The sequence below is a fragment of the Xanthobacter versatilis genome (assembly GCF_043193975.1).
GTDB classification, from domain to species: Bacteria; Pseudomonadota; Alphaproteobacteria; order Rhizobiales; family Xanthobacteraceae; genus Xanthobacter; species Xanthobacter autotrophicus_E.
Map to the genome: position 1 here is coordinate 159,823 of NZ_JBAFVB010000002.1, position 26,206 is coordinate 186,028.

Sequence of the window (26,206 nt, forward strand, 5' to 3'; positions counted from 1 at the left end):
GATGCCAAGTGGATACGCTCAAGCGCCGCGCGGGCTTGACCAATGCCCGTGAGTCAAGCTCACGGGCATTGGTATGAGAGGAAGAGTTGCGGTGCTGATCGACGACATCGTGGAGACCAATTCCGTGCGCAGCCGCACGCCAGCCGCCATCGCCAAGGGCCTCGCCTTCGATGCCGTGGAACTCGCCTATGGCGGCGTGCCTGCCGTGAAGGGCGTGAGCCTTGCCGTTAAGCCGGGGGAGGTCTTGTGCCTGCTCGGCCAGTCGGGCTGCGGCAAGACCTCGCTGCTGCGCCTCGCCGCCGGCATCGAGCGGCCGGACCGGGGCCGCATCCTCATCGACGGAGAGGCGGTGGCGGGGCAGGGTACCTTCGTGCCGCCGGAGCGCCGGGGCGTGGGGCTGGTGTTTCAGGACTATGCGCTGTTTCCCCACCTCACCAATCTGGAGAACGTGCTGTTCGGCCTCGGCGGCCTGAAACGGGCGGAGGCCGAGCGCGAGGCCCGCCTGGCGCTGGCCCGAGTGGACCTCGCCGATCTTGCCGACGCCTATCCCCACGAGCTCTCCGGCGGCCAGCAGCAGCGCGTCGCGTTGGCCCGCGCGATGGCGCCGCGCCCGGGCATCCTGTTACTCGATGAGCCGTTCTCCGGGCTCGACAAGCGGCTGCGCGACCAGGTCCGCGCCGACACGCTGGCGGTGCTGCGGGACGCGAAGGCCACCGCCATCATCGTCACCCACGATCCGGAAGAGGCCATGCGGCTTGCCGACCGCATCGCTCTGTTGCGCAAGGGCGAATTGGTACAGCTTGGCCCGCCGGCGGAGCTGTATCGCCGCCCGGCGGACCTCGGCGTCGCCCGCTTCTTCTGTGAATTGAACGAGATGGAGGCGGTGGCGCTGGAGGGACAAGTGGACACCCCGCTCGGCCGCTTTCCCGCTCCCGCCGGGCAAAGGGAGGGCGAGGTGGTGGTGGCGGTGCGCCCGCAGGGCATCGCGCTTGCGCCCGCTGGCCTCGGCATCGCCGGCCGGGTGGTGGAGCGGCGCTTCCTGGGCGAGCTCGATCTCGTGGAAGTGATCGTGGACGGTCTCGAGCGTCCGCTTCTGATCCGCCTTCGGGATGCAGGCGCCGTGCGCAAGGGCGACGAGGTGGGGCTTGTGGTCGACCCCGCCGATGTCCTTGTTTTCGCCGCGGGCGGGGCCTAGTGTCCCCCTCCGAGAAAATCCGTGCGCGAAAATCGCGCGAGGGCGAAAAAGCTTCCTTGGAGGACGTTAAATGGGTTCGCTGAGCATCTGGCACTGGATCGTGGTGCTGGCCGTGGTGCTCCTCCTGTTCGGTCGTGGCAAGATCTCCGATCTCATGGGCGACGTGGCGAAGGGCATCAAGTCCTTCAAGAAGGGCCTGGCGGAGGACGACGAACCGGCGAAGACCCCGGCCGCCCCGCCCGAGGCGCCGCGCCCCCTTCCGCACCAGACATCGAGCGCCGCCGAGGCCGAGAAGAAGCCCGTCTGACGACGGGCTCCCCTTAACCCTTGAGGAGGGCGGCGGCGGGTCCGCCGGGTTCAGGCGCTCATGTTCGATATCGGCTGGTCCGAACTGATGCTGATCGGCATTGTCGCGCTGATCGTCATCGGCCCTAAAGAGTTGCCTTCGGTGCTGCGCACCGTCGGCCGCACCGTCACCAAGGTGCGCCGCATGGCCGGCGAGTTCCAGGGCCAGTTCCAGGAGGCCCTGCGCGAGGCCGACCTTGCGGACATGCGCAAGGAAATCTCCGACGTCACCGAAAGCGCCCGCTCCACGCTGGCCACCTCGGAGATGTTCGACCCGCTGCGCTCCATCCGCGAGGAAATCCGCACCACGGTGGAAGGCGGCAATCCGCCGCCCAAGGCGCCCGAGGCACCGGCCGTGGAGGCGTCTTCGGCGCCGCTGGAGCTGCCTGCCGCGGCTCCCGAGGCGGTTCCGGACCCCATGGCCGCGATCCGCGACGAAATCCGCCGCATGGTGGAGGCGGGGTCGCCCGCCGCTTCTCCCACCACACCCGTTTCCGCCCCCGCCGCCGGTGAGACCAAGAGCGCGTCATGAGCGACGAGGACGATATCGACGCCTCCAAGGCCCCGCTCATCGAGCACCTCATCGAACTGCGGTCGCGGCTCATCAAGTCGCTGATCGCGTTCCTGATCGCCTTCTTCGTCTGCTTCATGTTCGCCAAGCAGATCTACAACATCCTGTTGTGGCCCTATGAGTTTGCATCCGGCTTCGCGCCGGGCATCAAGCTCATCTACACGGCGCCGCAGGAGTTTTTGTTCACCCAGATCAAGCTCGGCATGTTCGGAGCGGCGTTCATCTCGTTCCCGGTGGTGGCGACGCAGGTCTACATGTTCGTGGCGCCGGGCCTCTACAAGCACGAGAAGAACGCTTTCAGGCCCTATCTGGTGGCCACCCCCATCTGCTTCCTCATCGGCGCGGCGTTCGTCTATTTCGTCGCCATGCCGCTGGCGATGAAATACTTCCTCGCCATGCAGCAGGTCGGCGGCGACGGGAAGGCGGAAATCTCGCTGCTGCCGCGGGTGTCGGAATATCTCTCCCTCATCACCACGCTCATTCTCGCCTTCGGCATCTGCTTCCAGCTTCCGGTCATCCTGACGTTGCTCGGGCAGATCGGGGTGGTGACGCAGGACATGCTGCGCAAGGTCCGCCGCTACGCCATAGTCGGCGTGTTCATCGCAGCGGCGGTGCTCACCCCGCCGGATGTCATCAGCCAGCTCTCCCTTGCCCTGCCGACGCTGCTTCTCTACGAGGTGTCGGTCTATCTGGTGGGCATCGTCGAGAAGCGACGGCTGGTGGCAGAGGCGGCGCGCAACGCGGCCGACGCCGCGACGGCCGACTGACGACGGGGCTTCCGGATCGTTGGAATTTTCTGGGCGCGCGGTGGTTCTCCCCCATGCGTCATGGCCGGGCTTGACCCGGCCATCCACGTGGATGGGCCGGGACGCGCACTGTCAATCTGGTGCAGTCGGCCGGACGTGGATGCCCGGCACAAGGCCGGGCATGACAGTGGTGCGGGGGGCCGGCGCTGTCCCCATGCGGAGCCTTGCCATGCACGACATCAAATGGATCCGGGACGAGCCGGACGGCCTCATCACCGCGCTGGTGCGGCGCGGCGGCGGGTCCGATGAGGCGCGGGATCATAACGAGAAGCTGGTTAGGTCGCTTATTGGTCTCGATGAGGCCCGCCGTAAGACTCTGACTGAGCTCGAAGGTAAGCTTGCCCGTCGTAACACGGCCTCAAAGGAGATTGGCCAGGCGAAAGCCCAGAAGGATGAGGAGAGGGCCTCGCGCCTCATGGCTGAGGTCGCCAATTTGAAGGCTGATATTCCAACGCTTGAAGCGCTGGCGAAGGACTGGGAAAAATCACTCGATAAAGCTCTCGCTGCCATCCCCAACGCTCCGCTCGACGACGTGCCGGATGGCGCAGACGAGCACGACAATGTGGAGAAGAGCCGCTTCGGCGCGGCGCGCTCCTACGCCTTCACCCCGAAGCAGCATTTCGAGGTGGGCGAAGCCCTCGGCCAGATGGATTTCGAGACCGCCGCCAAGCTCTCCGGCGCCCGCTTCGTGGTGAACAAGGGGCCTTTGGCGCGGCTGGAACGCGCGTTGGGGCAGTTCTTCTTGGACGTGCACACCGGCGAGCATGGCTACATGGAAGTGAACCCGCCATTGCTGGTGCGGGATGATGCGATGTTTGGGACCGCGCAACTGCCCAAGTTCCGGGAAGATCAGTTTTGGGCAACACGTTGGCTTTCGCCCGATGACAATCAAGAAATCATGGCAGCAGCACTTCGCGGAGATGATGAGCGCCTCGAAACGGCGCTCGCTAAAGAAACTTTGGCATCTGAAGGCCACTGGCTCATCCCCACCGCCGAAGTCCCCCTCACCAACCTTGTCCGCGAATCCATCCTTTCGGAAGAGGAACTGCCCCTGCGCCTCACCGCCTGCACGCCCTGCTTCCGGGCCGAGGCGGGTGCGGCGGGGCGGGATACGCGGGGCATGATCCGCCAGCACCAGTTCACCAAGGTGGAACTGGTCTCCATCACCACGCCGGAGAAGTCGGCCGAGGAGCACGAGCGCATGCTCGCCTGCGCCGAGGCGGTGCTGAAGAAGCTCGACCTGCATTATCGCGTGGTCACGCTGTGCACCGGCGACATGGGCTTCGCCTCGCAGAAGACCTACGACATCGAGGTCTGGCTGCCGGGGCAGGGGGCGTTCCGCGAAATCTCCTCCTGCTCGGTGTGCGGCGATTTCCAGGCCCGGCGCATGAATGCCCGCTACCGCCCGGCGGAGGGCAAGAGTCCGCGCTTCGTCCACACGCTGAACGGCTCGGGCGTGGCGGTGGGCCGCGCGCTGGTGGCGGTGCTGGAAACCTACCAGCAGGAGAACGGTGCCGTCACAGTTCCGGATGCACTCCTGCCCTATATGGGCGGGCTGAAGACCATCGAGAAGCTGAAGTAGAGGCGGCCCTCGGTTGAGGGCGCCCGCGACACCAAAGTCGTCCCCCGGCTCGACCGGGGGGCTAACCCCTCCGCGACACAAGTGACAGACGCCGAAGAGCCGGCGCGCCAGCCCCATGGATCACCCGGTCAAGCCGGGGGATGACGACGGTTCGGGGCAAGGGCGCCGGTCACGGAAGTTCGGTGGCTGCGACATCAAGCTACGGAAAAGGTCCCATGCGCATCCTGGTCACCAATGACGACGGCATCCACGCGGCGGGCCTCGAGGCCTGCGTCCGCATCGCCCAGAGCTTCACCGACGACGTGTGGGTGGTGGCGCCCGAGTTCGACCAGTCCGGCGTCGCCCACTCCCTGTCGCTCAGCGATCCCCTGCGCCTGCGGCAGGTGGAGGAGCGCCGCTATGCGGTGAAGGGCACGCCCACGGACTGCGTGATCATGGCGGTGCGGCACATCCTGGCGGACACCCCGCCGGACCTCGTGCTCTCCGGCGTCAACCGGGGCCAGAACATCGCCGAGGACGTGAGCTATTCGGGCACGGTGGCGGGGGCCATCGAGGGCACCATCCTCGGCATCCCCTCCATCGCCTTGTCGCAGGCCTTCGGCATCAAGACCCGCGAGAACCCCAACTACATCACTGCCGAGACGCATGCGCCCAAGATCATCCGTACCCTGCTGGGCGAGGGCATTCCCCCCGGCATCGTGATGAATGTGAACTTCCCGGATCGCGCGCCGGACGAGATCACCGGCATCGCCGCCACCTTCCAGGGCAAGCGCGACCAGCGCCTCATGCGCATCGACGAGCGCCGCGACGGGCGGGGCAATCCTTATTACTGGATCGCCTTCGAGCGCCGTATCTTCGAGACCTCCCCGGGCTCGGACCTGCGGGCGCTGGACGAGGGCCGCATCTCGGTCACCCCCCTGCGCCTCGACATGACCGACGAGCCGCAGATGACGCGGCTCGCCCTGCTGTTCGACGCGAAGTAGGGGCGCGGGCGTTCAGCCCTCCGCCTCGTCCGCGAAGGGCAGGCGGATGGTGGCGCTGGCCATGGCGGCGATGCCTTCCCGCCGGCCGGTGAAGCCCAGCTTCTCGGTGGTGGTCGCCTTCACCGAAACGCGGGCGAGGGGCACGCCGGTGATAAGCGAAATGGCGGCGCGGATGGCGTCGCGGTGCGGCCCCACCTTCGGCGCCTCGCAGATGAGGGTGAGGTCGAGATGGGCGATGCGCCCGCCCCGCGCCGTCACCTTCTCCACCGCATGGGCAAGGAAACGGTCGGAGGACGCGCCCTTCCATCGCGGGTCGGACGGCGGGAAATGGGCGCCGATGTCGCCATCGCACAGCGCACCGAGCAGCGCATCGGTGAGGGCGTGTAGGCCCACGTCCGCATCGGAATGGCCGACGAGGCCGGCGCTGTGGGGCACCGCGACCCCGCCGAGCATCACATGGTCGCCGGGGCCGAAGGCGTGCACGTCGAAGCCGGTGCCGGTGCGCACGTCGCCAAGATCTGCGAAGGAGGCGCCGGCGGCGCGGGTCATGTCTTCCGGGGTGGTCAGCTTCACGTTGGTGCTCTCGCCTTCGAAGGTGGCCACGGGCTGGCCGGCCCATTCCATCACCGCCGCATCGTCGGTCAGCGTCTCCACCCCGGCAGCGGCGGCAGCGGTATGGGCGGCGCGCAGGGCTTCGAAGCGGAACGCCTGCGGGGTCTGCACCGTGCGAAGCGCCGCGCGGTCGAGGGTCTCGACCACGATGCCGTCGGTATCCACCCGCTTCACCGTGTCGGTTACGGGGAGCACGGGAATGGCGGCATCCGCGGCCTGCGCCGCCGCCACAGCGCGGGCGATGAGGTCCGGCGAGGTGTAGGGGCGCGCCGCATCATGCACCAGCACCAGGTCCGGGCTGGTGCACGATGCGGCGGCAAGGGCTTCCAGCCCCGCGCGGACAGACGTCTGGCGGGTCGCGCCGCCGAAGGCCGGTGCCAAGATCTTGGGCAGATCGCGGGCCGTGTCCGCAAAGCGGACAGAATCATCGCTATGGATGACGGCCAGCACGGCTGTGATCTGTGGATGGGTCGCGAAAAGGCGCAGCGTGCGGCGCAGCACCGGCTCGCCGCCGATGGCCTGATATTGCTTCGGCAGCGGTCCACCGGCGCGTGTGCCGCGTCCGGCGGCGACGATAATGGCCACGCATGAGGGATTCGCCACTTCGCTCATGCCCGGCTCTCCTGGTGCGAGCGGGGGTGAATCCCGTCCCGGCATGGGTCGGGGCACCGGTGCAGGTAACCGGCGATGGGGTAAATTCTGCTGCGCTGCACTTCCACGCAGACTGCCCTTGCTTGTGTCGCGCACTTGTCTAAGATGTAGGCAGAAGCGAGGTGGCCTAATTTCTGTGCAAGAGACTGTCGCATTTTCCATTCCGGCGTTGCGGATCGGCTTCCACGCGCTGCCCAATGCGGTGATCCTCGCCCCCATGGCGGGAATCACGGATGCACCGGTGCGGCGGATGGCTGTTCGTTACGGAGCCGGCCTCGTCATATCAGAAATGGTGGCGAGCGAAGCGCTGCTGGAAGGCCATCCCGAGATGGTACTTCGCGCGGAGGGGGAGGGCGTGCCGCTCCACGCCGTGCAGATCGCCGGCAATGACCCGTACCTGATGGGCGAGGCTGCCCGCGTGGCCGAGGCGGCGGGGGCGGGCATCATCGATATCAACATGGGCTGCCCGGCCAAGCGCGTCACCACCGGAGCGGCCGGCGCCGCCCTGCTGCGCGACCTGCCGCTGGCCCAAGCGATTCTGGAGGCCGTTCGCGGCGCGGTCTCGATCCCGGTCACGGTGAAGACCCGGCTGGGCTGGGACGATACGGCTTCCACGGCAGTGGATCTGGCGCGCATGGCGCAAGAAAGCGGCCTTGCCATGGTCACCATCCATGGCCGCACCCGCTGCCAGTTCTATACCGGCCGCGCCGACTGGGCGGCCATCCGCGCAGTGAAGGACGCCGTCTCCATCCCGGTGATCGCCAATGGCGACGTGGTGGCGCCGTCGGACGGCCCCGCCATCCTCGACGCCTCCGGGGCGGATGGGGTGATGATCGGGCGCGGGGCGCAGGGCCGGCCGTGGTTTCCCGGCCGGGTGGCCCGTGCCATCGCCGGTCAGCATGACACCGCCGATCCGGACCTGGACGAGCAGCGCGCGGTTTTGCTGGAGCTTTATGAGGGCTGGCTCGAGCTTTATGGCCGGGCGTTGGGGGTGAGGCAGGCGCGCAAGCACGTGGGCTGGGCGCTGGACGCGGCCGCCGGCGGCACCGGCGCGGCGCGGGCCGGCATCGTGGCGGGCTGGCGCAAGCGTCTCCTCGTATTGGAGAACCCCGCCCAGGTGAAGGCCGGCATCGGTGCCGCCTTCGACGACATCATGTGGAGGGCCGCGGCATGACGGCCGAAGCCAGAAAGCAAGACACACGGAAGATGGATCAAAAGCGCAAGGCTGAGCAGGAGATCGGCAAGGATCAGGGGATGCCCCGCGCCATCCTGGACGCCGTTCCGCACCCTGTCTTCACCATTGCCAGCAACGGGCATGTGGCGGAGGCGAACGTGGCGGCCGAGGCCTTCTTCGAGGTCAGCGCGCCGCTGCTGCGCCGCCGGCCCCTGGCCGACCTCGTGCCGTTCGGGACCCCGCTGCTCGGCCTTATCGAGCAGGTGCGCCAGCGCGGCGCGCCGGTGAACGAATATCGCGTGGATCTCGGCACCCCCCGCAACGGCGGCGAGCGCATCGTGGACATTCACGTGGCGCCGGTGTCGGAGCATCCCGACCAGGTGGTGGTGATGCTTCAGGAGCGCACCATCGCCGACAAGATGGACCGCCAGCTGACCCATCGCGGCGCCGCCCGCTCGGTGAGCGCGCTGGCCTCCATGCTGGCCCACGAGATCAAGAACCCGCTCTCCGGCATCCGTGGCGCGGCGCAACTGCTGGAGCAGTCGGCGGACGACGACGACCGCGCTCTGACCCGCCTCATCTGCGAGGAAGCCGACCGCATCGTGAAGCTGGTGGACCGCATGGAGGTGTTCTCCGACGAGCGCCCGGTGGAGCGCGAGCCGGTGAACATCCACGCGGTGCTGGAGCATGTGCGTACCCTCGCCGCGTCGGGGTTCGCACGGCATATCCGCATCGTGGAGGAATACGACCCCTCGTTGCCGCCGGTGCTCGCCAATCGCGACCAGCTGATCCAGGTTTTCCTGAACCTGGTGAAGAACGCGGCCGAGGCCATCGACAGCGACCAGGACGGCGAGATCCAGCTCACCACGGCGTTCCGGCCGGGCGTGCGCCTGACGGTTCCCGGCGCCTCCACGCGGGTGAGCCTGCCTCTGGAATTCTGCGTCCGCGACAACGGCAAGGGCGTGCCGGACGACCTCATTCCCCACCTGTTCGACCCGTTCGTCACCACCAAGCCCACGGGCAGTGGCCTCGGTCTTGCTTTGGTAGCGAAGATCATCGGCGACCACGGCGGCATCGTCGAATGCGACAGTCAGCCCCGCCGTACAACCTTCCGCGTGCTCCTGCCCATGTATCGCGGCAAGAGCACGGCTCAAGAGGATAACTGAGGTGTCGATGCCTACCGGAAGCATCCTGGTCGCCGACGACGACGCCGCGATCCGCACCGTGCTCAACCAGGCGCTGTCGCGCGCCGGCTACGAGGTGCGGTCCTGCGGCAACGCCGCCACACTCTGGCGCTGGGTGAGCCAGGGCGATGGCGACCTCGTCATCACCGATGTGGTGATGCCGGACGAGAACGCCTTCGATCTCCTGCCGCGCATCAAGAAGGCGCGGCCGGACCTGCCGGTCATCGTCATGAGCGCGCAGAACACCTTCATGACCGCCATCCGCGCTTCCGAGCGCGGGGCCTATGAATATCTGCCCAAGCCGTTCGACCTGAAGGAGCTGATCTCCATCGTCGGCCGCGCCCTGGCCGAGCCGAAGAAGGGCGATGGCCACCACCATTCCCACGAGGAGCAGGACAATATCCCGCTGGTGGGCCGCTCGCCCGCCATGCAGGAGATCTATCGCCTCCTCGCCCGGCTGATGCAGACCGACCTCACCGTGATGATCGCGGGCGAGAGCGGCACCGGCAAGGAGCTGGTGGCCCGTGCGCTCCATGATTACGGCAAGCGCCGCACCGGGCCGTTCGTTGCCATCAACATGGCGGCGATCCCGCGCGACCTCATCGAATCGGAGCTGTTCGGCCACGAGAAGGGCTCGTTCACCGGCGCCACCACGCGCAATCCCGGCCGTTTCGAGCAGGCGGAGGGCGGCACGCTCTTCCTCGACGAGATCGGCGACATGCCTATGGAGGCGCAGACCCGCCTGCTGCGCGTGCTCCAGCAGGGTGAATACACCACCGTCGGCGGGCGTACGCCCATCAAGACCGACGTGCGCATCATCGCCGCCACCAACAAGGATTTGCGCACCCTGATCCAGCAGGGCCTGTTCCGCGAGGACCTGTTCTTCCGCCTGAACGTGGTGCCTCTGCGCCTGCCGCCGTTGCGCGAGCGCTCGGAAGATGTGCCGGACCTGGTGCGCCACTTCTTCCTCCAGGCGGAGCGGGAGGGCCTGCCGGCCAAGCAGATCGACACCGCCGCCCTCGACCGGCTGAAGCGCTACCGCTGGCCCGGCAACGTGCGCGAGCTGGAGAACCTGGTGCGGCGCCTCGCGGCGCTCTATCCGCAGGAAGTGATTACCCCCGCCATCATCGAGGCGGAGCTGTCAGAGCCCATGCCGAGCGCCCTCTCGGAGGAGGGCCCGGTGGATGCGACGCTGGCGGCCTCGGTGGAGCGTCACCTCAACACCTATTTCTCGGGCTTCGGCGAGGACTTGCCGCCCCCGGGCCTCTATCACCGCATCCTGAAGGACGTGGAATACCCTCTGCTTTCGGCGGCGCTGGCGGCTACGCGCGGTAACCAGATCAAGGCCGCGGAGCTTCTGGGGCTGAACCGCAACACCCTGCGCAAGAAGATCCGGGATCTCGATATCCAGGTCATCCGCACGTCCAGATGATTCGGACCTCCAGATGATTCGGATATCCCGCTAGGAGCGGGAGGGCGGCTTTGGCCGCCTTCCGGTGTTTTTCGAATCGCGCTTGGCGTCGCTTCGCCGCGCCTCGCCTTAGGCCCGAGCCCCACGAGGGCCCGGCGCCCTGTGCACAACGCCCGGTAAAATGGACCCCGCTACCCACTCCCAGCATCGGGTGCACGAATTCGGGCCGCGTTAGGTCCTCTGTCACATTTTTGCACCAGTGTCGTTCCACTGCATCACCCCCGTCGCGTGACTCGGCTCGCGACAGGGGCGGAAGCCTGGGGGACTGTGGCAAGGATGACGGACGCGCCGGTCAAGGACGCAGTGGAAGGCGTTGTGCCCCGTCGCGGCATCGCCGCCCGCCTGTTCGCGCCCATCGTTGTGGTCCTGTCGCTGGTGCTGGCGGTCGCCACCTTCCTGATCTTGATGGGCCTCACCTCCATCGTGCCGACGCCGCAGGTGGTGGTGGGCGTGCTCACCGCATCGGGCATCGCGGTGCTCATCCTGCTGGCCATCATCGGCCGGGAGGTGTGGCGAATCCTGCGGGCACGGGCGCGCGGGCGGGCCGCCTCGCGGCTGCATGTGCGCATCGTCGGCCTGTTCGCGGGCGTGGCGGTGGTGCCGGCCATCGTGGTGGCGCTGGTGGCCAGCCTCACCCTCGACCGCAGCCTAGATCGTTACTTCTCCGGCCGGACCCGGGAGATCGTCGGCACCGCCGCTTCGGTGGCGCAGACCTATGTGCGCGAGCACGCGCTCTCCATCCGCGGCGACGTGCTCGCCATGAGCAATGACCTGTCGCGGATGAAGCAGCTCTACGACACGGATATCGAGAAGTTCCGGCAGATCCTCACCGCCCAGGCGGCGCTGCGCAACGTGCCGGGCGCACAGATCGTCCGGCGCGACCTCTCGGTGGTGGAGCGGGCGAACCTGCGGACGGACCGCGAATATATCGTCCCCTCCAACATCGCCATCGCCGAGGCTTCCACCGAGCAGCCCATCATCTATCTGCCGTCGGACGCGGACTTCGTGGGCGCGGTGGCGCCGATCGCGGGATTCGACGACCTGTTCCTTTACGTGGCGCGGCCCGTCGACCCGCGGGTCATCGGCTTTCTCAAGGTGACGCAGGACACCCTTGCCGATTACCGGGCGCTGGAGGAGCGGCGCTTCAACGTGCAGCTCGCCTTTGCGCTGATGTATTCCATCGTCACGCTCATCGTGCTGCTGTCGGCGGTCTGGCTCGGGATCAACTTCTCCAAATGGCTGGTATCGCCCATCCGGCGGCTCATGTGGGCGGCGGGACGGGTGGCGGCGGGCAATCTGGAAGTGCAGGTGCCGGTCAACCGGGCCGAGGGCGACCTCGCGACCCTGGGCGAAACCTTCAACAAGATGACGGTCGAGCTGAAGACCCAGCGCAACGCGTTGGTGACGGCGCGCGACCAGATGGACAGCCGTCGCCGCTTCACCGAGGCGGTGCTCTCCGGCGTCGGCGCGGGCGTCATCGGCATCGATGCCGAGGCGCAGGTCACCATCCTCAACCGCTCCGCCGAGAAGCTCCTGGGCCTGAGCGAGGACGAGGCGCTCGGCCGCAAGCTCGCGGATGTGGTGCCGGAAACCGACGCCCTGGTGGCCGAGGCCATGGGCGCGGGCCAGCGCGCGGTCCAGGGCAACATCACCATCCAGCGGGACGGCCGGGAACGGATTTTCGCCGTCCGGGTCACCACCGAGCAGTCCACGGCCGAGGATCACGGCTGGGTGGTGACGCTGGACGACATCACCGCCCTGGTCTCGGCCCAGCGCACCTCCGCCTGGGCTGACGTGGCCCGGCGCATCGCCCACGAGATCAAGAACCCGCTGACCCCCATCCAGCTCTCCGCCGAGCGGCTGAAGCGCAAGTACGGGCGCCACATCACCCAGGATCGCGACGTGTTCGACCAGTGCACCGACACCATCATCCGTCAGGTCGGCGACATCGGCCGGATGGTGGACGAGTTCTCCTCCTTCGCCCGCATGCCCAAGCCCGTGGTAGATGCGCAGGACCTTGCCGAGACCGTGCGCCAGGGCGTGTTCCTCATGCGCGTCGGCCATCCTGACGTGACCTTCGAGACCGAGCTGCCGCCCTCCATGCCGGCGCGGTTCGACCGGCGCCTGATCTCCCAGGCGCTCACCAACATCCTCAAGAACGCCGCCGAGGCCATCGAGGGGGTGCCTGAGGCCGAGCGCGGCAAGGGCCTCATCCGCGTGCGCGTCGTTGCGGAGGGCGAGGACCGCGTCATCGACGTCATCGACAATGGCGCCGGACTGCCGAAGGAAAAGCGCAGCCGGCTGCTGGAGCCGTATGTGACCACCCGCGAGAAGGGCACCGGGCTCGGCCTCGCCATCGTGGGGAAAATCATGGAAGAGCACGGCGGCTTCATCGAACTCAACGATTCCCCCGAGGGCCGGGGGGCCTGGATCCGGCTTCGGATGCGGGCAGACGGTCAACCACCGGCCGGCGCGGGCGGGGCGCAACCGGTCCCTGAAACAGGGAGGGCCTGACACATGGCCATGGACATTCTCATCGTGGACGATGAGGCCGACATCTGCGAACTGGTGGCCGGCATCCTGGAGGACGAGGGCTATGCCGCCCGCACCGCCCGGGACGCCGACAGCGCCCTCGCGGCCATCTCGGCGCGGCGGCCTAACCTGGTCTTCCTGGACATCTGGCTGCAGGGCTCGCGGCTCGACGGGCTGGAGCTGCTGAACGAGATCAAGGCCCAGCACCCAGAGGTGCCGGTGGTGATGATCTCCGGCCACGGCAACATCGAGACCGCTGTGGCGGCCATCAAGCGCGGCGCCTACGACTTCATCGAGAAGCCGTTCAATGCCGACCGCCTGGTGATGGTGGCCGAGCGCGCGCTGGAGACGCTGCGCCTGAGGCGCGAGCTGAAGGAGCTGAAGCAGTTGGCGCCCCACGGCCATGTGCTGGTGGGCCGCTCCAGCGCCGTCCAGCAGCTGAAGGCCACCATCGACCGGGTCGGGCCCACCAACAGTCGCATCCTCATCGTCGGCCCTTCCGGCTCCGGCAAGGAGCTGACGGCCCGGCTGATCCACACCACCTCGACCCGCGCCCAGGGGCCGTTCGTGGTGCTGAACTCTGCGGCCATCACCCCGGAGCGGCTGGAATTCGAGCTGTTCGGCGTGGCGGAAGGGGAGGGGCGAGAGCCCAAGCGCGGGGCGCTGGACGAGGCCCACGGTGGCACGCTGTTCCTCGATGAAATCTCCGACATGCCGCGCGAGACCCAGAACCGGGTGCTGCGCGTGCTGGTGGAGCAGACCTTCTCGCGCATCGGCTCCAACGACAAGGTCAGCGTGGACGTGCGCATCATCTCCTCCACCGGGCGCAACCTGGAGGAGGAGATCGCCAAGGGCCGATTCCGCGAGGATCTCTACCACCGCCTCTCGGTGGTGCCGATCCGGGTGCCGCCGCTGTCCGAGCGGCGCGACGACATTCCGGACCTGGTGGAATTCTTCGTCGACACCATCTCGCAGACCACCGGCCTGCCGCGCCGGCCCATCGGCGAGGATGCCATGGCGGTGCTCCAGTCCCACGACTGGCCGGGCAACGTGCGCCAGCTGCGCAACAACGTGGAACGGCTGCTGATTCTCGCGGGTGGCGACCTGGAAGCCACCATCACCGCCGCCATGCTGCCGCCGGACGTGGGCGCGCTGGTGCCTAACCTGCCCAACGGCAATGGCGGCGAGCATCTCATGGGCCTGCCGTTGCGTGAGGCGCGCGAGGTGTTCGAGCGGGAATACCTTGCCGCCCAGATCAACCGCTTCGGCGGCAACATCTCGCGGACGGCGGAATTCGTCGGCATGGAGCGCTCGGCCCTTCATCGAAAGCTTAAGGCTCTCGGGGTAGGCTGACGGACCAGTTGACGGGATACCCGAAAAAGGGGCTGCATCTGAGCTGAGGCTCAAGGTGCGATCGGTTTTGCCGCGATCTTTCAGGTCGCGATTCGCCTGGGCGCCGGGGGAGGGTTCATGAAGGTCGTGATCTGCGGCGCGGGCCAGGTGGGGTTCGGCATTGCCGAGCGCCTCGCCGGTGAGCAGAACGACGTGTCCATCATCGACACGAGCCCACGGCGCATCCAGATGGTGACCGAGCAGTTGGACGTGCGCGGCGTGGTGGGGCAGGGCTCCCATCCGGACGTGCTGGCGCGCGCCGGGGTCGAGGCCGCCGACATGCTCATCGCGGTGACCCTCCACGACGAGGTGAACATGGTGGCCTGCCAGGTGGGACACGCCTTGTTCAACGTGCCCACCAAGGTCGCCCGCATCCGCGCCCAGACTTATCTCGCGCCGGAGTGGCGCGACCTGTTCTCCCGCGACCAGCTGCCCATCGACGTCATCATCTCCCCCGAGATCGAGGTCGGCGAGATGGTGCTGCGCCGCCTGTCGCTGCCCGGGGCCACCGATACGGTGAGCTTCTCCGACGGGGCGGTGCAGGTGGTGGGCGTGCTGTGCGGCGAGGACTGCCCGGTGGTGGATACCCCCCTCAGCCAGCTCACCCAGCTGTTCCCGGACATGCCGGCCACCATCGTGGCCGTGAGCCGGAAGGGCAAGACGCTGGTGCCGCGCTCCAACGACCAACTGGCGGTGGGCGACATCGTCTATTTCGTCGCCCAGGCAGACCAGGTGCAGCGCGCCCTGTCCCTGCTCGGGCACGACGAGGTGCCGGGCCAGCGCATCGTCATCGCCGGGGGCGGCAACATCGGCTATTACGTGGCAAGCGAGCTGGAGCGGCGCAATGCGGCCGCGCGGGTCAAGCTCATCGAATTCTCGCGCGAGCGCGCCCAGACCATCGCCGAAGTGCTCTCGCGCACGGTGGTGTTGAACGGCGACGCGCTGGAGCGCGCCATCCTCGACGAGGCCGGCGTGCGCGAGGCGGACACCATGATTTCGCTCACCAATGACGACCGGATCAACATCCTGTCCTGCCTGCTGGCCAAGCAGATCGGCGCGAAGCGCATCCTGGCGTTGCTGAACGAGCAGGGCTACGCCACCTTCGCCCGGGGCCTGGGCATCGACGCCCATGTGAATCCGCGCCAGATCACCGTTTCCAAGGTGCTCCAGCATGTGCGGCGCGGGCGCATTCGCGGCGTCCATGCGCTGCTCGACGGCTCCGGCGAGATGATCGAGGCGGAAGCGCTGGAAACCTCGCCGCTGGTGGGCAAGCCGCTGAAGGACCTCGACCTTCTGGAGGGGCTGCGCATCGGCGCCATCGTGCGGAACGGACAGGTGCTGCTGCCGCGCGGCGATTTCGTCGTACGGGCCCACGACCGGGTGGTGCTGTTCGCCCTCGCCGATCGCATCAAGCGCGTGGAACAGCTGTTCCGCGTGGCGCTCGAATTCTTCTGATCCTCTAAGGCCTTTCCGTTTCCCAGTTCTCCTGGTCGCCAAGTTCTCCTGCTTGCAAGGCGCATATGGTCAACGCCGCTCGCCCACTTGCCGCCGGTCTCCTCGCCGTCGGCCTCCTTGCGCTTCCGCCGGCCGTGGTCGCGGCGCGGGGCGGGGAGGGGCATGTGCCGGTCTTCCTTGCCACCTGCGGCTTCTGCCTGTTCCTCGCCGGGCTGCTGCGCTTCACCACCCAGGACACTCCCATGCGTCTGACCCGGGCGGGCGGCGTGGGGCTGGTGGCGGCCCTGTGGCTGCTGCTGCCGCTGGCGGCCACGCCGGCGGTCGCCGTCGTCTCCGGCCTGCCGCCACTGGCCGCCTGGCTCGAGGCGGTGTCCGCCTTCACCACCACCGGGGCCACAGCGCTGCGGCAGGGGCCGGCGAGCCTCTATGTGTGGCTCGCCCTGCTGCAATGGACCGGCGGGCTGCTGACCATCGTCGCAGCGGTGGCGGTGCTCGCACCTGCCGGGCTCGGCGGCCTGCCCGACCGGACCCCGCGCGGCGGCACCACCCTCGATGTGGTGGATCTTACCGCGGTGCTGCGCGAGATCGCCCCCGCCTATGTGGGCGCCACCCTGCTCGCCGTGATCGTGCTGCTGGTGAGCCGGGAAAGCCCCTATGTGGCCTTCACGCTGGCCACCGCAGTGGTCTCCGCCGGCGCGCACCTGCCGCCGGAAGCCCAGCTGGCGCTGACCCTGGACGAAAGTCCGAAATGGCTGCTGCTGCCGTTCCTGCTGTGGAGCGCCACCAGCGTGCGCTGGCATCGCGCGCTGCTGACGCGGCGCATCAATGCCGCCCCGGAGCAGACCGAAAGCCTCGTCATCCTCGGCTGGTGGGCGGTGCTCGGCATCGTGCTCGGCGCCATCCTCTACCGTTCGGCCGATGCGCCCACGCTGGAGGCGATCCGCGACGGCCTGTTCTCGGCCGCCTCGCTCATCTCCACCAGCGGCATCGGCCCGCGCGAGGGCACCTATATGAGCCTGCCGCTGGGCCTCGTCATCCTGGTGGTGCTGCTCGGCGGCGGGGCGCTGTCGGTGGCGGGCGGGCTGAAGATGCTGCGGCTGCGCGCCATTCTCCTCAATACCCGGGGCGGCCTGATGCGCCTCGTTTATCCGCACCTCGTGCAGCCGGCCGCCTATGAGGGCGGCGTGGGCTCGGTGATGCTGGGCATCTGGGCCGGCGCGGCGAGCCTTGCTTTGGTGTTCGGCATCTGCGCCATCGCGCTGAGCCCCGGCCTGCCGGGCCTCGATGCGGCTCTGGCCGCCGCGGCGGCGGTGGTGACCAATACCGGGCCGGTCTATGACGCCGGGGGCGCCGGCTGGCCGCCGCTGTCCTCATTGCCCGCCGGCTCCGTCGTGGTGGCCGGGCTCGGCATGGTGGCGGGGCGGCTGGAGATGATCGGCCTCCTCGTCGTCATCCACCTTGCTCTCTGGCGCACCTGAAGAAGCGTTTTTGCCATGTCCCGCATCGCCTATGTCAATGGCCGCTACCTGCCGCACCGCCATGCCAGCGTGCATGTGGAGGATCGCGGCTATCAGTTCGCCGATGGCGTCTATGAAGTCTGCGAAGTGCTCAACGGCCATCTGGTGGACGAGCGGCGCCATCTCGACCGGCTGGAGCGTTCGCTGCGGGAGCTGTTCATCCCCACGCCCATGAGCCGGATCGCCCTCGCCAACGTGCTGGCGGAGGTGGTGCGCCGGAACGGGGTGCGCGACGGGCTGGTCTATCTCCAGATCACACGCGGCGTAGCCCGGCGCGACCATGCCTTCCCGCCGGCCGGCACCAAGCCTGCGGTGGTGGTGACGGCGCGCCGGTCCGACCGCAAGGGGCAGGAGGCGCTGGCCGCCAAGGGCGTCGCCGTCATCACCGTGCCGGAGAACCGCTGGCCGCGCGTGGACATCAAGTCCACCTCGCTGCTGCCCAATGTGCTGGCCAAGCAGCAGGCGAAAGAGGCCGGCGCACGGGAAGCCTGGTTCGTGGACGGCGCGGGCTTCGTCACCGAGGGCGCCTCCACCAACGCCTGGATCGTGACGGGCGGCAAGACCATCGTCACCCGCCCGGCGGAGAGTGGTATCCTGCGCGGAATCACCCGCACGGTGGTGTTTGAGGTGGCGGCCGCCCTCGGCTACACGGTGGAGGAGCGTCCCTTTATCGTTGCGGAAGCTTTGGCCGCGGACGAAGCCTTCATCACCGCCGCCACCACGGTGGTAATGCCTGTGGTGCGCATCGACGGCCATGCGGTGGGGGACGGCAAGCCCGGCCCCGTGGCGACCACTTTACGCTTGAAATTCCACGATTTTTCCGAAATTTTCTGAGGTATCCACGGCCGCGCTCATGTTGCGGGGCAAAATAATATTGCGCCGCCATGGAGCTGTGCCATTCTAGGAGGCCAACTCCCGTGGCGGCAGCACATTATTTTTGTGCGTCTGCGACGGACTTAACGCCCAAAAAAACGGATACGAAAATGGCGGCGGAACGGACACAAAATCTCCAAGACACCTTCCTCAATCACGTCCGCAAGAACAAGACGCCCCTCACCATCTTCCTGGTGAACGGGGTGAAGTTGCAGGGCGTTGTCACTTGGTTCGATAATTTTTGCGTACTCTTGCGTCGCGACGGACATTCCCAGCTTGTTTACAAGCACGCGATTTCCACCATTATGCCCGGTCATCCGGTGCAATTGTTCGATCCCACCGACGACGTGGGCGAGAAGGCTTAAAGCAGCGTGGAGCGTGCCACCGGCAAGGGGTCCAGAACGACGTTGAAGACAGGGTCCAAGCTGGGGTCCAAAGGGGGCGCCACCACTCGGGGCGTTTCAGCTCAGAGTGCTGCCGAAACCCGCGGGGGCGTGGCCGATGCCGCGACCTCCGGCGGTTCCGGCGACTTGCCGGTGGACGTTTCCGTATCTGCACCTGCGCGGGAAGAGGGCCGCGGCGGCATTGACCGCCGTGCGCCGCCGACGCGGTGCGCCGTCATCACGCCGGCGCTGACGAAACGTGCCACCCGCGGCGCGCCGGAACGGCGCAGCCCACAGTCGCGGCTGGAGGAGGCGGTGGGTCTTGCCGCCGCCATCGACCTCGACGTGGTCTACTCCGCCACCATTCCCCTGTCGGAGATCCGCCCCGCCACCTTCCTCGGCTCGGGGAAGGTGGAGGAACTGGAAGGCGTGGTGCGTGCCGAGGCGGTGGACCTCGTGTTTTTCGACGCGGCGCTCTCGCCGGTGCAGCAGCGCAACCTGGAAAAGGCTTGGTCCGCCAAGGTGGTGGACCGCACGGCGCTGATTCTCGAAATCTTCGGCATGCGCGCCCGCACCAAGGAAGGCGCGCTGCAGGTGGAACTGGCCCACCTCAATTACCAGCGTTCGCGCCTGGTGCGCTCCTGGACCCATCTGGAGCGCCAGCGCGGTGGCTTCGGCTTCCTTGGCGGTCCCGGTGAGACCCAGATCGAGGCCGACCGCCGGCTCATCGGCGAGCGCATCGTGCGCATCGAGAAGGAGCTGGAGCAGGTCAAGCGCACCCGCGGCCTGCACCGGGCCAGCCGCAAGCGCGTGCCCTATCCCATCGTCGCGCTGGTGGGCTACACCAATGCCGGCAAGTCCACCTTGTTCAACCGCCTGACCCGGGCGGAGGTGATGGCGAAAGACCTGCTCTTCGCCACCCTCGATCCGACGCTTCGGGCGGTGGACCTGCCCCACGGCACCCGCATCATCCTCTCCGACACGGTGGGCTTCATCTCCGAGCTGCCGACCCAGCTGGTGGCCGCCTTCCGCGCCACGCTGGAGGAGGTGCTGGAGGCTGATCTCATCCTGCACGTGCGCGACATCTCCCATCCGGACACCGACGCCCAGGCCGCAGACGTTTCCGACGTGCTGGAGGATCTTGGCGTCGATCCCCAGCCGGGTGGGCGCGTGATCGAGGTCTGGAACAAGATCGACCGGCTGGCGCCGGACGAACGCGAGCAGGTGGAAAACCGGGCCGCCCGTGGCGGCGCCGAAGCGCCGGTGCCGGTTTCCGCGCTGACCGGGGAGGGGACCGACGACCTGCTCGGCCTCATTGAGCGCCGCATCACCGCTGGACGGGTGACTGTCTCGGTGACGCTGGCGGCGGAGGACGGGGAGGGGCTCGGCTGGCTCTATCGCCACGGCGAGGTGCTGGAGCGCACCACGGACGAGCATGGCGCCATCCACGTGGCCCTGCGCATTCCGCCCGATCGCGCTGGGCTGATCACCCGCCGCTTCGGCGCACGGCGCGTGCATCCGACCTGAGCAACTCAGCCTGCCGCGCCTTTGGCCGGCCGGTTTCAGTGAGGCAGGGCAGGGGCTGGAACGCCGTCGCGCTCACGCGCCTTCCCGCTCCTTCTGCTTCGCCTCCTGCCAGAGGGCTTCCATCTCATCCAGGCTCGCCTGCTCCGGGCGGCGGCCGGCGGCCGCGAGCCGGTGCTCCACATGGCCGAAGCGGCGGGTGAACTTGTCGTTGGTGCCGCGCAAGGCGTCCTCCGGGTCCACGCCGGCGTGGCGGGCAAGGTTCACCACGGCGAACAGCAGGTCACCTATCTCGTCCCGGATCGCGGCGAGGCCGCCGTCTTCCAGCGCCTCGGCGACTTCCTGCGTTTCCTCGCGGATCTTGGCCAGCACCTGGCGCGCATCGTTCCAGTCGAAGCCCACGCGGCTCGCCTTTTCCTGAAGCTTCAGCGCGCGGGTGAGGGCAGGGAGCGGCAGGGGGACGCCGGCAAGGGCGCCCTGCTGCGCCTCCTCCACCGGCAGACCCGTCGCCGCCCGCGCCTGGGCCAGTTCGCGTTTTTCCTGCGCCTTGATCTCGGCCCACAGGCCCTTCACCGCCTCCGGCGACAGATCCCGCGCCGTGCCGAACACATGGGGGTGCCGGCGGATGAGCTTGGTGGTGATGGCTTCCACCACGCCGCCGAAATCGAATGCGCCGTCCTCCTCCGCCATCCGGGCGTGGAAGACCACCTGCAGCAGCAGGTCGCCCAGTTCTTCCCTCAAGTCGCCCATGTCGGCGCGGGCGATGGCGTCGGCCACCTCGTAGGCTTCTTCCAGCGTGTAGGGCGCGATGGTGGCGAAGCTCTGTTCCAGGTCCCACGGGCAGCCGGTTCCGGGCGTGCGCAAGGCGGCCATGATCTCGATGAGGCGCGCGATGTTGCGGGAGGGGTCCATGAGGTTCTCCAGGCTCGGGTGCGATCTTTACCGCAGGCTGGACCGTCCTATGCTCCGCCCAGCGAGGAAGAGGAAGAGACCATGGTCGAGATCGCGCCCGCCGGCCCTATCGATGATGACATGCGGCCGGGTGAAAAGGCCGTGGCGCTGCCGGAGCGATTCGACGCCGGGCTCTATTTCATCGGCCGCATCCGTACGCCCTGGACCGAGCGCGGCAGCTGCCCCCGCCGTGGCGACCCGGAGGAGGGCCCCGTCTGCACGCTGGAGATCGACCCGCGCTGGGCCGAGGCGCTGACCGGCATCGCCGACTGTCCGCGTCTGCAGGTGCTCTACTGGATGAACCGGGCGCGGCGGGACCTCGTGCTCCAGAGCCCGCGGCATGACGGCGACACCCGCGGCACCTTCGCCCTGCGCTCGCCGGTGCGGCCCAATCCCGTCGCGTCGTCGGTGGTGCGGCTGGTGGGCGTGGACGGCCTGCGGGTGCAGGTGCGCGGGCTCGACTGCCTCGACGGCACGCCGCTCATCGACCTCAAGGTGCAGCACGACTGAGCCGACAGCCGGCCAAGACTGGCGGGGAATGAGAGAGGGTTCGGCCGTCGCTCTCACCCTCAATCTAAGAATCGCAGAAGAGATATTATGGAACGCCGCCGTTGCCCCGGGCGGGGAAGGGCGAAGGCGGATGGTCGCTGCCATCATAGCTGAACACCCTTCAGCGCTCCTGAATATTTACAAAAATATCGTTTTTAAACAATGCTTTGCATCAGCATCTGAATCTATCGAGCGAATCGCTTGAGGCGCCACATCAGGGTCATGGGGCGCGGGTTATCCGCCGTGTCAGCCGCTCGCAACGGTATCGGCGGATGCGGCGTGCGAGCAGCTGTGGGATTCGAATTTCAGGCCGTCATAGGCCGGCACGATGCCGTCGGGCAGGCGTGCTTCCAGCGCGGCATAGTCGAGATCGGTGTGGAGGTTCGTGAGGATCGTGCGCTTCGGCTTCATGAGCGCCACATGGTCCAGCGCCTCCTGAAGGGTGAAGTGCGACGGATGGGGCGTCTCGCGCAGGGCGTCGATGACCCACACATCCAGATTGTGAAGATGGGCCAGGCTGTTCTCCGAGATCCCGTTGACGTCGCTGGAATAGGCCACGTCGCCGAAGCGGAAGCCGAAGGAATCGATGTCGCCGTGCCGCTGGCGGAACGGCAGGGCGCTGATGATGCCGCCTGCCCCGTCCACCACGATCTCCCGCCCCTCCCGGAAGCGATGTTCGGTAAGGATGGGCGGATAGGCGCTGCCGGGCGGCGTGGAGAAGCAGTAGCCGAAGCGCTGATGCAGCATGCGGGAGGTATCTTCGTCCGCATATATGTCCACCCGCGCGCGATTGTGGATGGCGAGCGGGCGCAGGTCGTCTATGCCGTGGGTGTGGTCGGCGTGCTCGTGGGTGTAGAGCACGGCGTCGATATGGGTCACGCCCTCGCCGATGAGCTGCTCCCGCAAGTCTGGCGAAGTGTCCACGAGCACAGTGGTTTTGCCGTTCGGCCCGACGCGCTCCACGAGCATGGAGCAGCGGCGGCGGCGATTGCGGGGATTGAGGGGATCGCAGGCGCCCCACCCCTGCCCCACCCGTGGCACGCCGCCGGACGACCCGCATCCCAGGATGGTGAAGGTGAGGCTTGCGCCGGTTTCGCTGGGCAAAGGCATGACTGGCGACCTCGCTGCGTCTGCTGCTCGGGTCAGGGATCAGGGCGGAATCGGCCCGCAGCCTGATCCAAATTCGTCCCGGAGTCACACCCGAGGGCCCAAAGATCATTCAGCGGCACTGAAAATCAGCATTTCCAGCCAGAAGGGGTACTTGGCGGATAACTCTGCACTCACGGGGTTGCGATAGCGATAGTTCATCCGACCACCAAGGCAAATGTATCTGGTTCTGGCGCCACTTATCGGTATCGATTCGCTTGCATTCTCAGGTGAGCCGCCGGTCATAAGTGGCAATGCGGTGCCGCCTTCCGTTTTGAATCCAGCGGTGCTCACCGGCCCGGCCGGAGCCCTGACGCGGGCGCAAAAGGAGAAGAGCGTGGAGCGTGGAGGGGGTGAGGTGGGCGCCCGTTGCCGCGCAGGACACCATCCGCGACCGAACAAATGCGCACGCCACGGCCGCCGGGGGCCGGCGGCGTGGCAAGGATGGGATTGGATGGGGAAGATCGGGGTTTGAATGGTCGGAGCGAGAGGATTTGAACCTCCGACCCCTAGTCCCCCAGACTAGTGCGCTAACCGGGCTGCGCTACGCTCCGACTGAGGATGGGAGGCTTAGACCATCGATCCGGCGCGGGCAAGCCCCCTTGCGCAGGTATCCCATGCTCTCCCCAGGGACTTGTCCGCCGGCCCGAAATTCCCGGCCAAGCTACAGCTTGAGGTTGTCTTTCCCGCGTCGAATTCCGGCGGGATTGTGTCCGCGATACCCGAATCATCACTTTTTCGCCGGCAAATTGGGACGCTATCGCCCCATTGCGACGCCATTCGGCAATCATCTGAAACTACACGGAAGATTGATTGCATGAAGATACGCGTGGTCCTGTCCTGCTTCGCCCTGTCCCTCTCGGCCGGAATGGCCGTCTCGAACACCGCAAAAGCGGACACCTCCACCGGCGTCGCCTCTTACTATTGGCAAGGCCGCAGCACCGCGAGCGGCGAGCGCTTCAACCCCTCCGCCATGACGGCGGCGCACCGCTCCCTGCCTTTCGGCACCAAGGTGCGTGTCACAAATCTGCGCAACGGACGCACTGTCGTCGTGCGCATCAATGATCGCGGCCCCTTTGTCCGCGGCCGGGTGATCGACGTGTCCCGCGCCGCCGCCTCGGAGCTCGGCTTCACCAACTCGGGCATCACCCGCGTTGCCCTCGCCGTGATGGACTGACCCGCGGCAGGGATTTTAGGACCAATCAGGCCTGACGGGGCCGCGCGTCTGGATGGAGGCACTCTCCGGCGCGACCTCGTCGCCTTTGTGTATTGATGGCATGACCGCCGCGCGGATTGCGCCTTGCCAAACGGGCGAGGCACCGCGCGGCGGAAACAGCACCGCCGCGGCGGATGCTTGTCACTCGCCCGGACGCTCGGTGTCCCGGGGCGCCAGAACCTCTTCCATCAGCCGCCGGCATTCGCCGAGCTCATAGAGCGCCGATTGCATGCGGTGCACGTCATCGCGCGAGAGCACAGGCGCGGCCATCGGCGGCTGGCCCGCCATCCGTGGCTCCGACCGCAGATGCGGCGGCAGATATTGCTCGGGCGGACCTGAACGCAGCGGCTCGCGCGGCACCCTCTGAGCCGGTGGCTCCGGTTCAGGGGCATAGGCGGGCGCCTCCGCCCTCGCCGATCCGTCGCGGAAGGACGGATTGGGCAGGTCTACGGGCGCCTCGGCCCGGCTCCAGGGCGGCGGGCCACGCCGCTGCGCCACATAGGGATCGGGGGCGACGGCCCGGCCGGACATGCGCTCGGCGATGCGGCGCTGCTCCGACTCGGGCAGCACGCCCGAGTTCGGGTCATCCTCGTCTTGGATCGGACCGATGAGCGGCCCGACCCGGCTTGCCCGCGGCAGGGACTGCGGTGCGCCCTCGCCCCAGCCTTCGTCCCACACCCGCCGCACCTCCTCGTCAGCCCAACCAGCCGGAGGCCGGGCGTGCGCTGGCACCGCCGATGCTCCTGCGGCAGGCGCATGGGCCATCGGCGCACGACCTGCCGAGGGGCCAATGGGCGGCGCGCTCATGGGCGGCGCTGCACTCATGGAAGGCTCGCGCCACTCACCACGGGGCGGCGAAAGTGGGGTGCGGCGCCGCTCCTCGTTCATCATCTCGGTCTCCGGATCGGCGGCCATGGCGGAATGGCGCTGCTGGGCGCGCGACGGCCGTTCGATGGGGCGATAAAGCGGCTCATCCTCTTCGGATCGGGCTTCGGTCCCCGGCAGGCCGGCGGGGTTCTCGGCTGCGCCGTGCCATGTGGCCTCCACCCAATCGGTCTGCCGCCATTCGCCATCCTGCACGATCCGGCTCTGGCGTGGATCCTGGCGCGCCTCCCGGCGCGGCTCTTGGGCCGGCTCCTGGAACCCGGGCTCATGGAACCGCGGCTCCGAGCGTGCGGCCGCCGCGGCCCGCCGTTGCGGCGCCAGCGCAGGCGGGTTGCCATCATGCTCATAGGATTTGGATTGAGGGCTGCGGCGGGGATGGGGGGAAAACGGGTCGTCGAACGGCTCGTCGTCCAATCGCTCGTCGTCCAATCGCTCCTCGTCCTCCCATGCCGGGCGCCGGGCCTCGGCGGGTGCGGAAGAACGGCGCGGGGCGGCACGCATCGTCGCCGCCTCCTCATGCGGGAGGTCCAGCGGCGATGGCGCGCGGCGCTCGTGCGGCTGGATGTCCTCTCCGGGGCCCTCAACCTCCTCCAGTGTCTCGTGCGGGCGCATGGGACGGCGTTCCTGCGCGCGCAGGCGCTGGATGCGCGCCTCGATGGGCTCGGACACGGCGGAGACCGTCACCGGCGTGTCGTCGAGGAATGGCAGCAGCGGGTCGTCGAAAGCAGGCGGATGGGACGGTGCCGCCATGCCCTCGGCATCCCGCTGGGATACGCGCGCGGCGGGGCCCCGGCTCGGCCGCTGAGGGGCGAGGACGGGCTCCACGCGCTCCCGCGTTCGCGGTGGCGCGCCCTCTCGTGCCCCATGTGGACCGCCGGAGGGCGGAAGCGGTAGGTCCTCGCCCAGGGTCGGCTCGCGTCGCTGGCCCGGCGCCTCGAACGCGGCGGCGCGTCGCTCATCCCGAAGTTGGGGCTCGCGCTCGCGGTGCCGGCCAGCGGGCCGGAAGGCGATGGGGGGCTCGGGCGGTTCGTCCGCGAGATCGCGGTCGGCCTCCGCATCAGGGAAAGGCAGGGGCAGTTCGGCTGCTTCGGGCAACTCGGGGAGGAGGTCGTCGTCCTCCCCTGCCCTGCCACCCTGTGCCTTGGGCCGGCGGCGGGGCAGAAGTCCGAGCAGGCCGCCGAAGGTGACGCCGTCACCGGCCTCGCCGCG

General features: G+C 68.0%; 21 protein-coding genes and 1 tRNA gene. 18 read left to right on the forward strand and 4 right to left on the reverse strand.

Annotated features, from left to right (window positions below; translation table 11 throughout):
* Positions 1-73 precede the first annotated feature (73 nt).
* The 6 genes from V5F66_RS04390 to surE all read left to right on the forward strand — a co-directional run bounded on the left by V5F66_RS04390 (position 74) and on the right by surE (position 5,482).
* Positions 74-1,195 (forward strand): ABC transporter ATP-binding protein, encoded by a 1,122-nt coding sequence (locus V5F66_RS04390; protein ID WP_012116378.1) that lies wholly within the window; start codon positions 74-76, stop codon positions 1,193-1,195.
* Positions 1,196-1,265: 70 nt separating this feature from the next.
* Complete coding sequence (locus V5F66_RS04395; protein ID WP_012116377.1) at positions 1,266-1,502, forward strand: twin-arginine translocase TatA/TatE family subunit; 237 nt, start codon at positions 1,266-1,268, stop codon at positions 1,500-1,502.
* 60 nt (positions 1,503-1,562) lie between these two features.
* A complete protein-coding gene (gene tatB / locus V5F66_RS04400) occupies positions 1,563-2,072 on the forward strand; it encodes a Sec-independent protein translocase protein TatB (protein ID WP_012116376.1) in 510 nt (169 codons plus the stop codon).
* Positions 2,069-2,878: a twin-arginine translocase subunit TatC gene (gene tatC / locus V5F66_RS04405; RefSeq protein ID WP_394005769.1), complete on the forward strand. Its 810-nt coding sequence runs from the start codon at positions 2,069-2,071 to the stop codon at positions 2,876-2,878. Before tatB ends, tatC begins: the two co-directional genes overlap by 4 nt.
* A 208-nt stretch (positions 2,879-3,086) precedes the next feature.
* The gene (gene serS, locus V5F66_RS04410; protein WP_394093342.1) at positions 3,087-4,499 is read left to right on the forward strand and encodes a serine--tRNA ligase; all 1,413 of its coding nucleotides are present in this window, start codon (positions 3,087-3,089) and stop codon (positions 4,497-4,499) included.
* A 215-nt stretch (positions 4,500-4,714) separates the two neighbouring features.
* Entirely contained in the window at positions 4,715-5,482 is a 768-nt protein-coding gene (gene surE / locus V5F66_RS04415; protein WP_394075715.1) for a 5'/3'-nucleotidase SurE, read from the forward strand.
* Positions 5,483-5,494: 12 nt separating this feature from the next.
* Here the strand turns inward: surE and V5F66_RS04420 are convergent, their stop codons facing one another.
* Positions 5,495-6,706 carry a bifunctional 2-C-methyl-D-erythritol 4-phosphate cytidylyltransferase/2-C-methyl-D-erythritol 2,4-cyclodiphosphate synthase gene (locus tag V5F66_RS04420; RefSeq protein ID WP_394050891.1) on the reverse strand — a complete coding sequence of 404 codons (1,212 nt, stop codon included), beginning with the start codon at positions 6,704-6,706 and terminating at the stop codon, positions 5,495-5,497.
* 175 nt (positions 6,707-6,881) lie between these two features.
* Between V5F66_RS04420 and dusB the strand changes: the two genes are divergently transcribed.
* The 10 genes from dusB (at position 6,882) to hflX (ending at position 20,253) form a co-directional block, all read left to right on the forward strand.
* A complete protein-coding gene (dusB, locus tag V5F66_RS04425; protein WP_394093343.1) occupies positions 6,882-7,919 on the forward strand; it encodes a tRNA dihydrouridine synthase DusB in 1,038 nt (345 codons plus the stop codon).
* A gap of 32 nt (positions 7,920-7,951) precedes the next feature.
* Positions 7,952-9,085 carry a two-component system sensor histidine kinase NtrB gene (locus V5F66_RS04430; protein WP_049776187.1) on the forward strand — a complete coding sequence of 378 codons (1,134 nt, stop codon included), beginning with the start codon at positions 7,952-7,954 and terminating at the stop codon, positions 9,083-9,085.
* A gap of 7 nt (positions 9,086-9,092) precedes the next feature.
* Positions 9,093-10,535 carry a nitrogen regulation protein NR(I) gene (gene ntrC, locus V5F66_RS04435; protein ID WP_041577670.1) on the forward strand — a complete coding sequence of 481 codons (1,443 nt, stop codon included), beginning with the start codon at positions 9,093-9,095 and terminating at the stop codon, positions 10,533-10,535.
* Positions 10,536-10,850: 315 nt separating this feature from the next.
* Positions 10,851-13,088: a sensor histidine kinase NtrY-like gene (locus tag V5F66_RS04440; protein ID WP_394093344.1), complete on the forward strand. Its 2,238-nt coding sequence runs from the start codon at positions 10,851-10,853 to the stop codon at positions 13,086-13,088.
* A 3-nt stretch (positions 13,089-13,091) separates the two neighbouring features.
* Positions 13,092-14,459, forward strand: coding sequence for a nitrogen assimilation response regulator NtrX (ntrX, locus tag V5F66_RS04445; RefSeq protein WP_012116367.1), 1,368 nt, complete (start codon positions 13,092-13,094; stop codon positions 14,457-14,459).
* Positions 14,460-14,576: 117 nt separating this feature from the next.
* On the forward strand, positions 14,577-15,953 hold the full coding sequence (gene trkA / locus V5F66_RS04450; protein WP_012116366.1) for a Trk system potassium transporter TrkA: 1,377 nt from the start codon (positions 14,577-14,579) through the stop codon (positions 15,951-15,953).
* A 65-nt stretch (positions 15,954-16,018) separates the two neighbouring features.
* A complete protein-coding gene (locus V5F66_RS04455; RefSeq protein WP_394093345.1) occupies positions 16,019-17,431 on the forward strand; it encodes a hypothetical protein in 1,413 nt (470 codons plus the stop codon).
* 15 nt (positions 17,432-17,446) lie between these two features.
* Entirely contained in the window at positions 17,447-18,304 is an 858-nt protein-coding gene (locus V5F66_RS04460; protein WP_394093346.1) for a D-amino-acid transaminase, read from the forward strand.
* A 149-nt stretch (positions 18,305-18,453) separates the two neighbouring features.
* Complete coding sequence (gene hfq / locus V5F66_RS04465; RefSeq protein WP_041576100.1) at positions 18,454-18,708, forward strand: RNA chaperone Hfq; 255 nt, start codon at positions 18,454-18,456, stop codon at positions 18,706-18,708.
* 171 nt (positions 18,709-18,879) lie between these two features.
* A complete protein-coding gene (hflX, locus tag V5F66_RS04470) occupies positions 18,880-20,253 on the forward strand; it encodes a GTPase HflX (RefSeq protein WP_394093561.1) in 1,374 nt (457 codons plus the stop codon).
* A 72-nt stretch (positions 20,254-20,325) separates the two neighbouring features.
* On the opposite strand, the gene mazG is transcribed toward hflX, so the two are convergent.
* Positions 20,326-21,162: a nucleoside triphosphate pyrophosphohydrolase gene (gene mazG / locus V5F66_RS04475; RefSeq protein ID WP_394093347.1), complete on the reverse strand. Its 837-nt coding sequence runs from the start codon at positions 21,160-21,162 to the stop codon at positions 20,326-20,328.
* 81 nt (positions 21,163-21,243) lie between these two features.
* On the opposite strand from mazG, the gene V5F66_RS04480 reads away from it, so the two are divergent.
* A complete protein-coding gene (locus V5F66_RS04480) occupies positions 21,244-21,711 on the forward strand; it encodes an SAM-dependent methyltransferase (RefSeq protein ID WP_394005754.1) in 468 nt (155 codons plus the stop codon).
* Positions 21,712-21,996: 285 nt separating this feature from the next.
* On the opposite strand, the gene V5F66_RS04485 is transcribed toward V5F66_RS04480, so the two are convergent.
* A complete protein-coding gene (locus V5F66_RS04485) occupies positions 21,997-22,860 on the reverse strand; it encodes an MBL fold metallo-hydrolase (RefSeq protein ID WP_394093348.1) in 864 nt (287 codons plus the stop codon).
* A 512-nt stretch (positions 22,861-23,372) separates the two neighbouring features.
* Positions 23,373-23,450, reverse strand: a tRNA-Pro gene (locus V5F66_RS04490).
* 263 nt (positions 23,451-23,713) lie between these two features.
* Here V5F66_RS04490 and V5F66_RS04495 point away from each other — a divergent pair.
* On the forward strand, positions 23,714-24,073 hold the full coding sequence (locus tag V5F66_RS04495; RefSeq protein WP_012116358.1) for a septal ring lytic transglycosylase RlpA family protein: 360 nt from the start codon (positions 23,714-23,716) through the stop codon (positions 24,071-24,073).
* Positions 24,074-26,206 lie beyond the last annotated feature (2,133 nt).

What these genes read in the sequence shown, in the direction of transcription:
- V5F66_RS04390 (WP_012116378.1), top strand. Translation starts at nt 74, where the DNA reads ATGAGAGGAAGAGTTGCGGTGCTGATCGACGACATCGTGGAGACCAAT.
- V5F66_RS04395 (WP_012116377.1), top strand. Translation starts at nt 1,266, where the DNA reads ATGGGTTCGCTGAGCATCTGGCACTGGATCGTGGTGCTGGCCGTGGTG.
- tatB (WP_012116376.1), top strand. Translation starts at nt 1,563, where the DNA reads ATGTTCGATATCGGCTGGTCCGAACTGATGCTGATCGGCATTGTCGCG.
- tatC (WP_394005769.1), top strand. Translation starts at nt 2,069, where the DNA reads ATGAGCGACGAGGACGATATCGACGCCTCCAAGGCCCCGCTCATCGAG.
- serS (WP_394093342.1), top strand. Translation starts at nt 3,087, where the DNA reads ATGCACGACATCAAATGGATCCGGGACGAGCCGGACGGCCTCATCACC.
- surE (WP_394075715.1), top strand. Translation starts at nt 4,715, where the DNA reads ATGCGCATCCTGGTCACCAATGACGACGGCATCCACGCGGCGGGCCTC.
- V5F66_RS04420 (WP_394050891.1), bottom strand. Translation starts at nt 6,706, where the DNA reads ATGAGCGAAGTGGCGAATCCCTCATGCGTGGCCATTATCGTCGCCGCC.
- V5F66_RS04430 (WP_049776187.1), top strand. Translation starts at nt 7,952, where the DNA reads ATGGATCAAAAGCGCAAGGCTGAGCAGGAGATCGGCAAGGATCAGGGG.
- ntrC (WP_041577670.1), top strand. Translation starts at nt 9,093, where the DNA reads ATGCCTACCGGAAGCATCCTGGTCGCCGACGACGACGCCGCGATCCGC.
- V5F66_RS04440 (WP_394093344.1), top strand. Translation starts at nt 10,851, where the DNA reads ATGACGGACGCGCCGGTCAAGGACGCAGTGGAAGGCGTTGTGCCCCGT.
- ntrX (WP_012116367.1), top strand. Translation starts at nt 13,092, where the DNA reads ATGGCCATGGACATTCTCATCGTGGACGATGAGGCCGACATCTGCGAA.
- trkA (WP_012116366.1), top strand. Translation starts at nt 14,577, where the DNA reads ATGAAGGTCGTGATCTGCGGCGCGGGCCAGGTGGGGTTCGGCATTGCC.
- V5F66_RS04455 (WP_394093345.1), top strand. Translation starts at nt 16,019, where the DNA reads ATGGTCAACGCCGCTCGCCCACTTGCCGCCGGTCTCCTCGCCGTCGGC.
- V5F66_RS04460 (WP_394093346.1), top strand. Translation starts at nt 17,447, where the DNA reads ATGTCCCGCATCGCCTATGTCAATGGCCGCTACCTGCCGCACCGCCAT.
- hfq (WP_041576100.1), top strand. Translation starts at nt 18,454, where the DNA reads ATGGCGGCGGAACGGACACAAAATCTCCAAGACACCTTCCTCAATCAC.
- mazG (WP_394093347.1), bottom strand. Translation starts at nt 21,162, where the DNA reads ATGGACCCCTCCCGCAACATCGCGCGCCTCATCGAGATCATGGCCGCC.
- V5F66_RS04480 (WP_394005754.1), top strand. Translation starts at nt 21,244, where the DNA reads ATGGTCGAGATCGCGCCCGCCGGCCCTATCGATGATGACATGCGGCCG.
- V5F66_RS04485 (WP_394093348.1), bottom strand. Translation starts at nt 22,860, where the DNA reads ATGCCTTTGCCCAGCGAAACCGGCGCAAGCCTCACCTTCACCATCCTG.
- V5F66_RS04495 (WP_012116358.1), top strand. Translation starts at nt 23,714, where the DNA reads ATGAAGATACGCGTGGTCCTGTCCTGCTTCGCCCTGTCCCTCTCGGCC.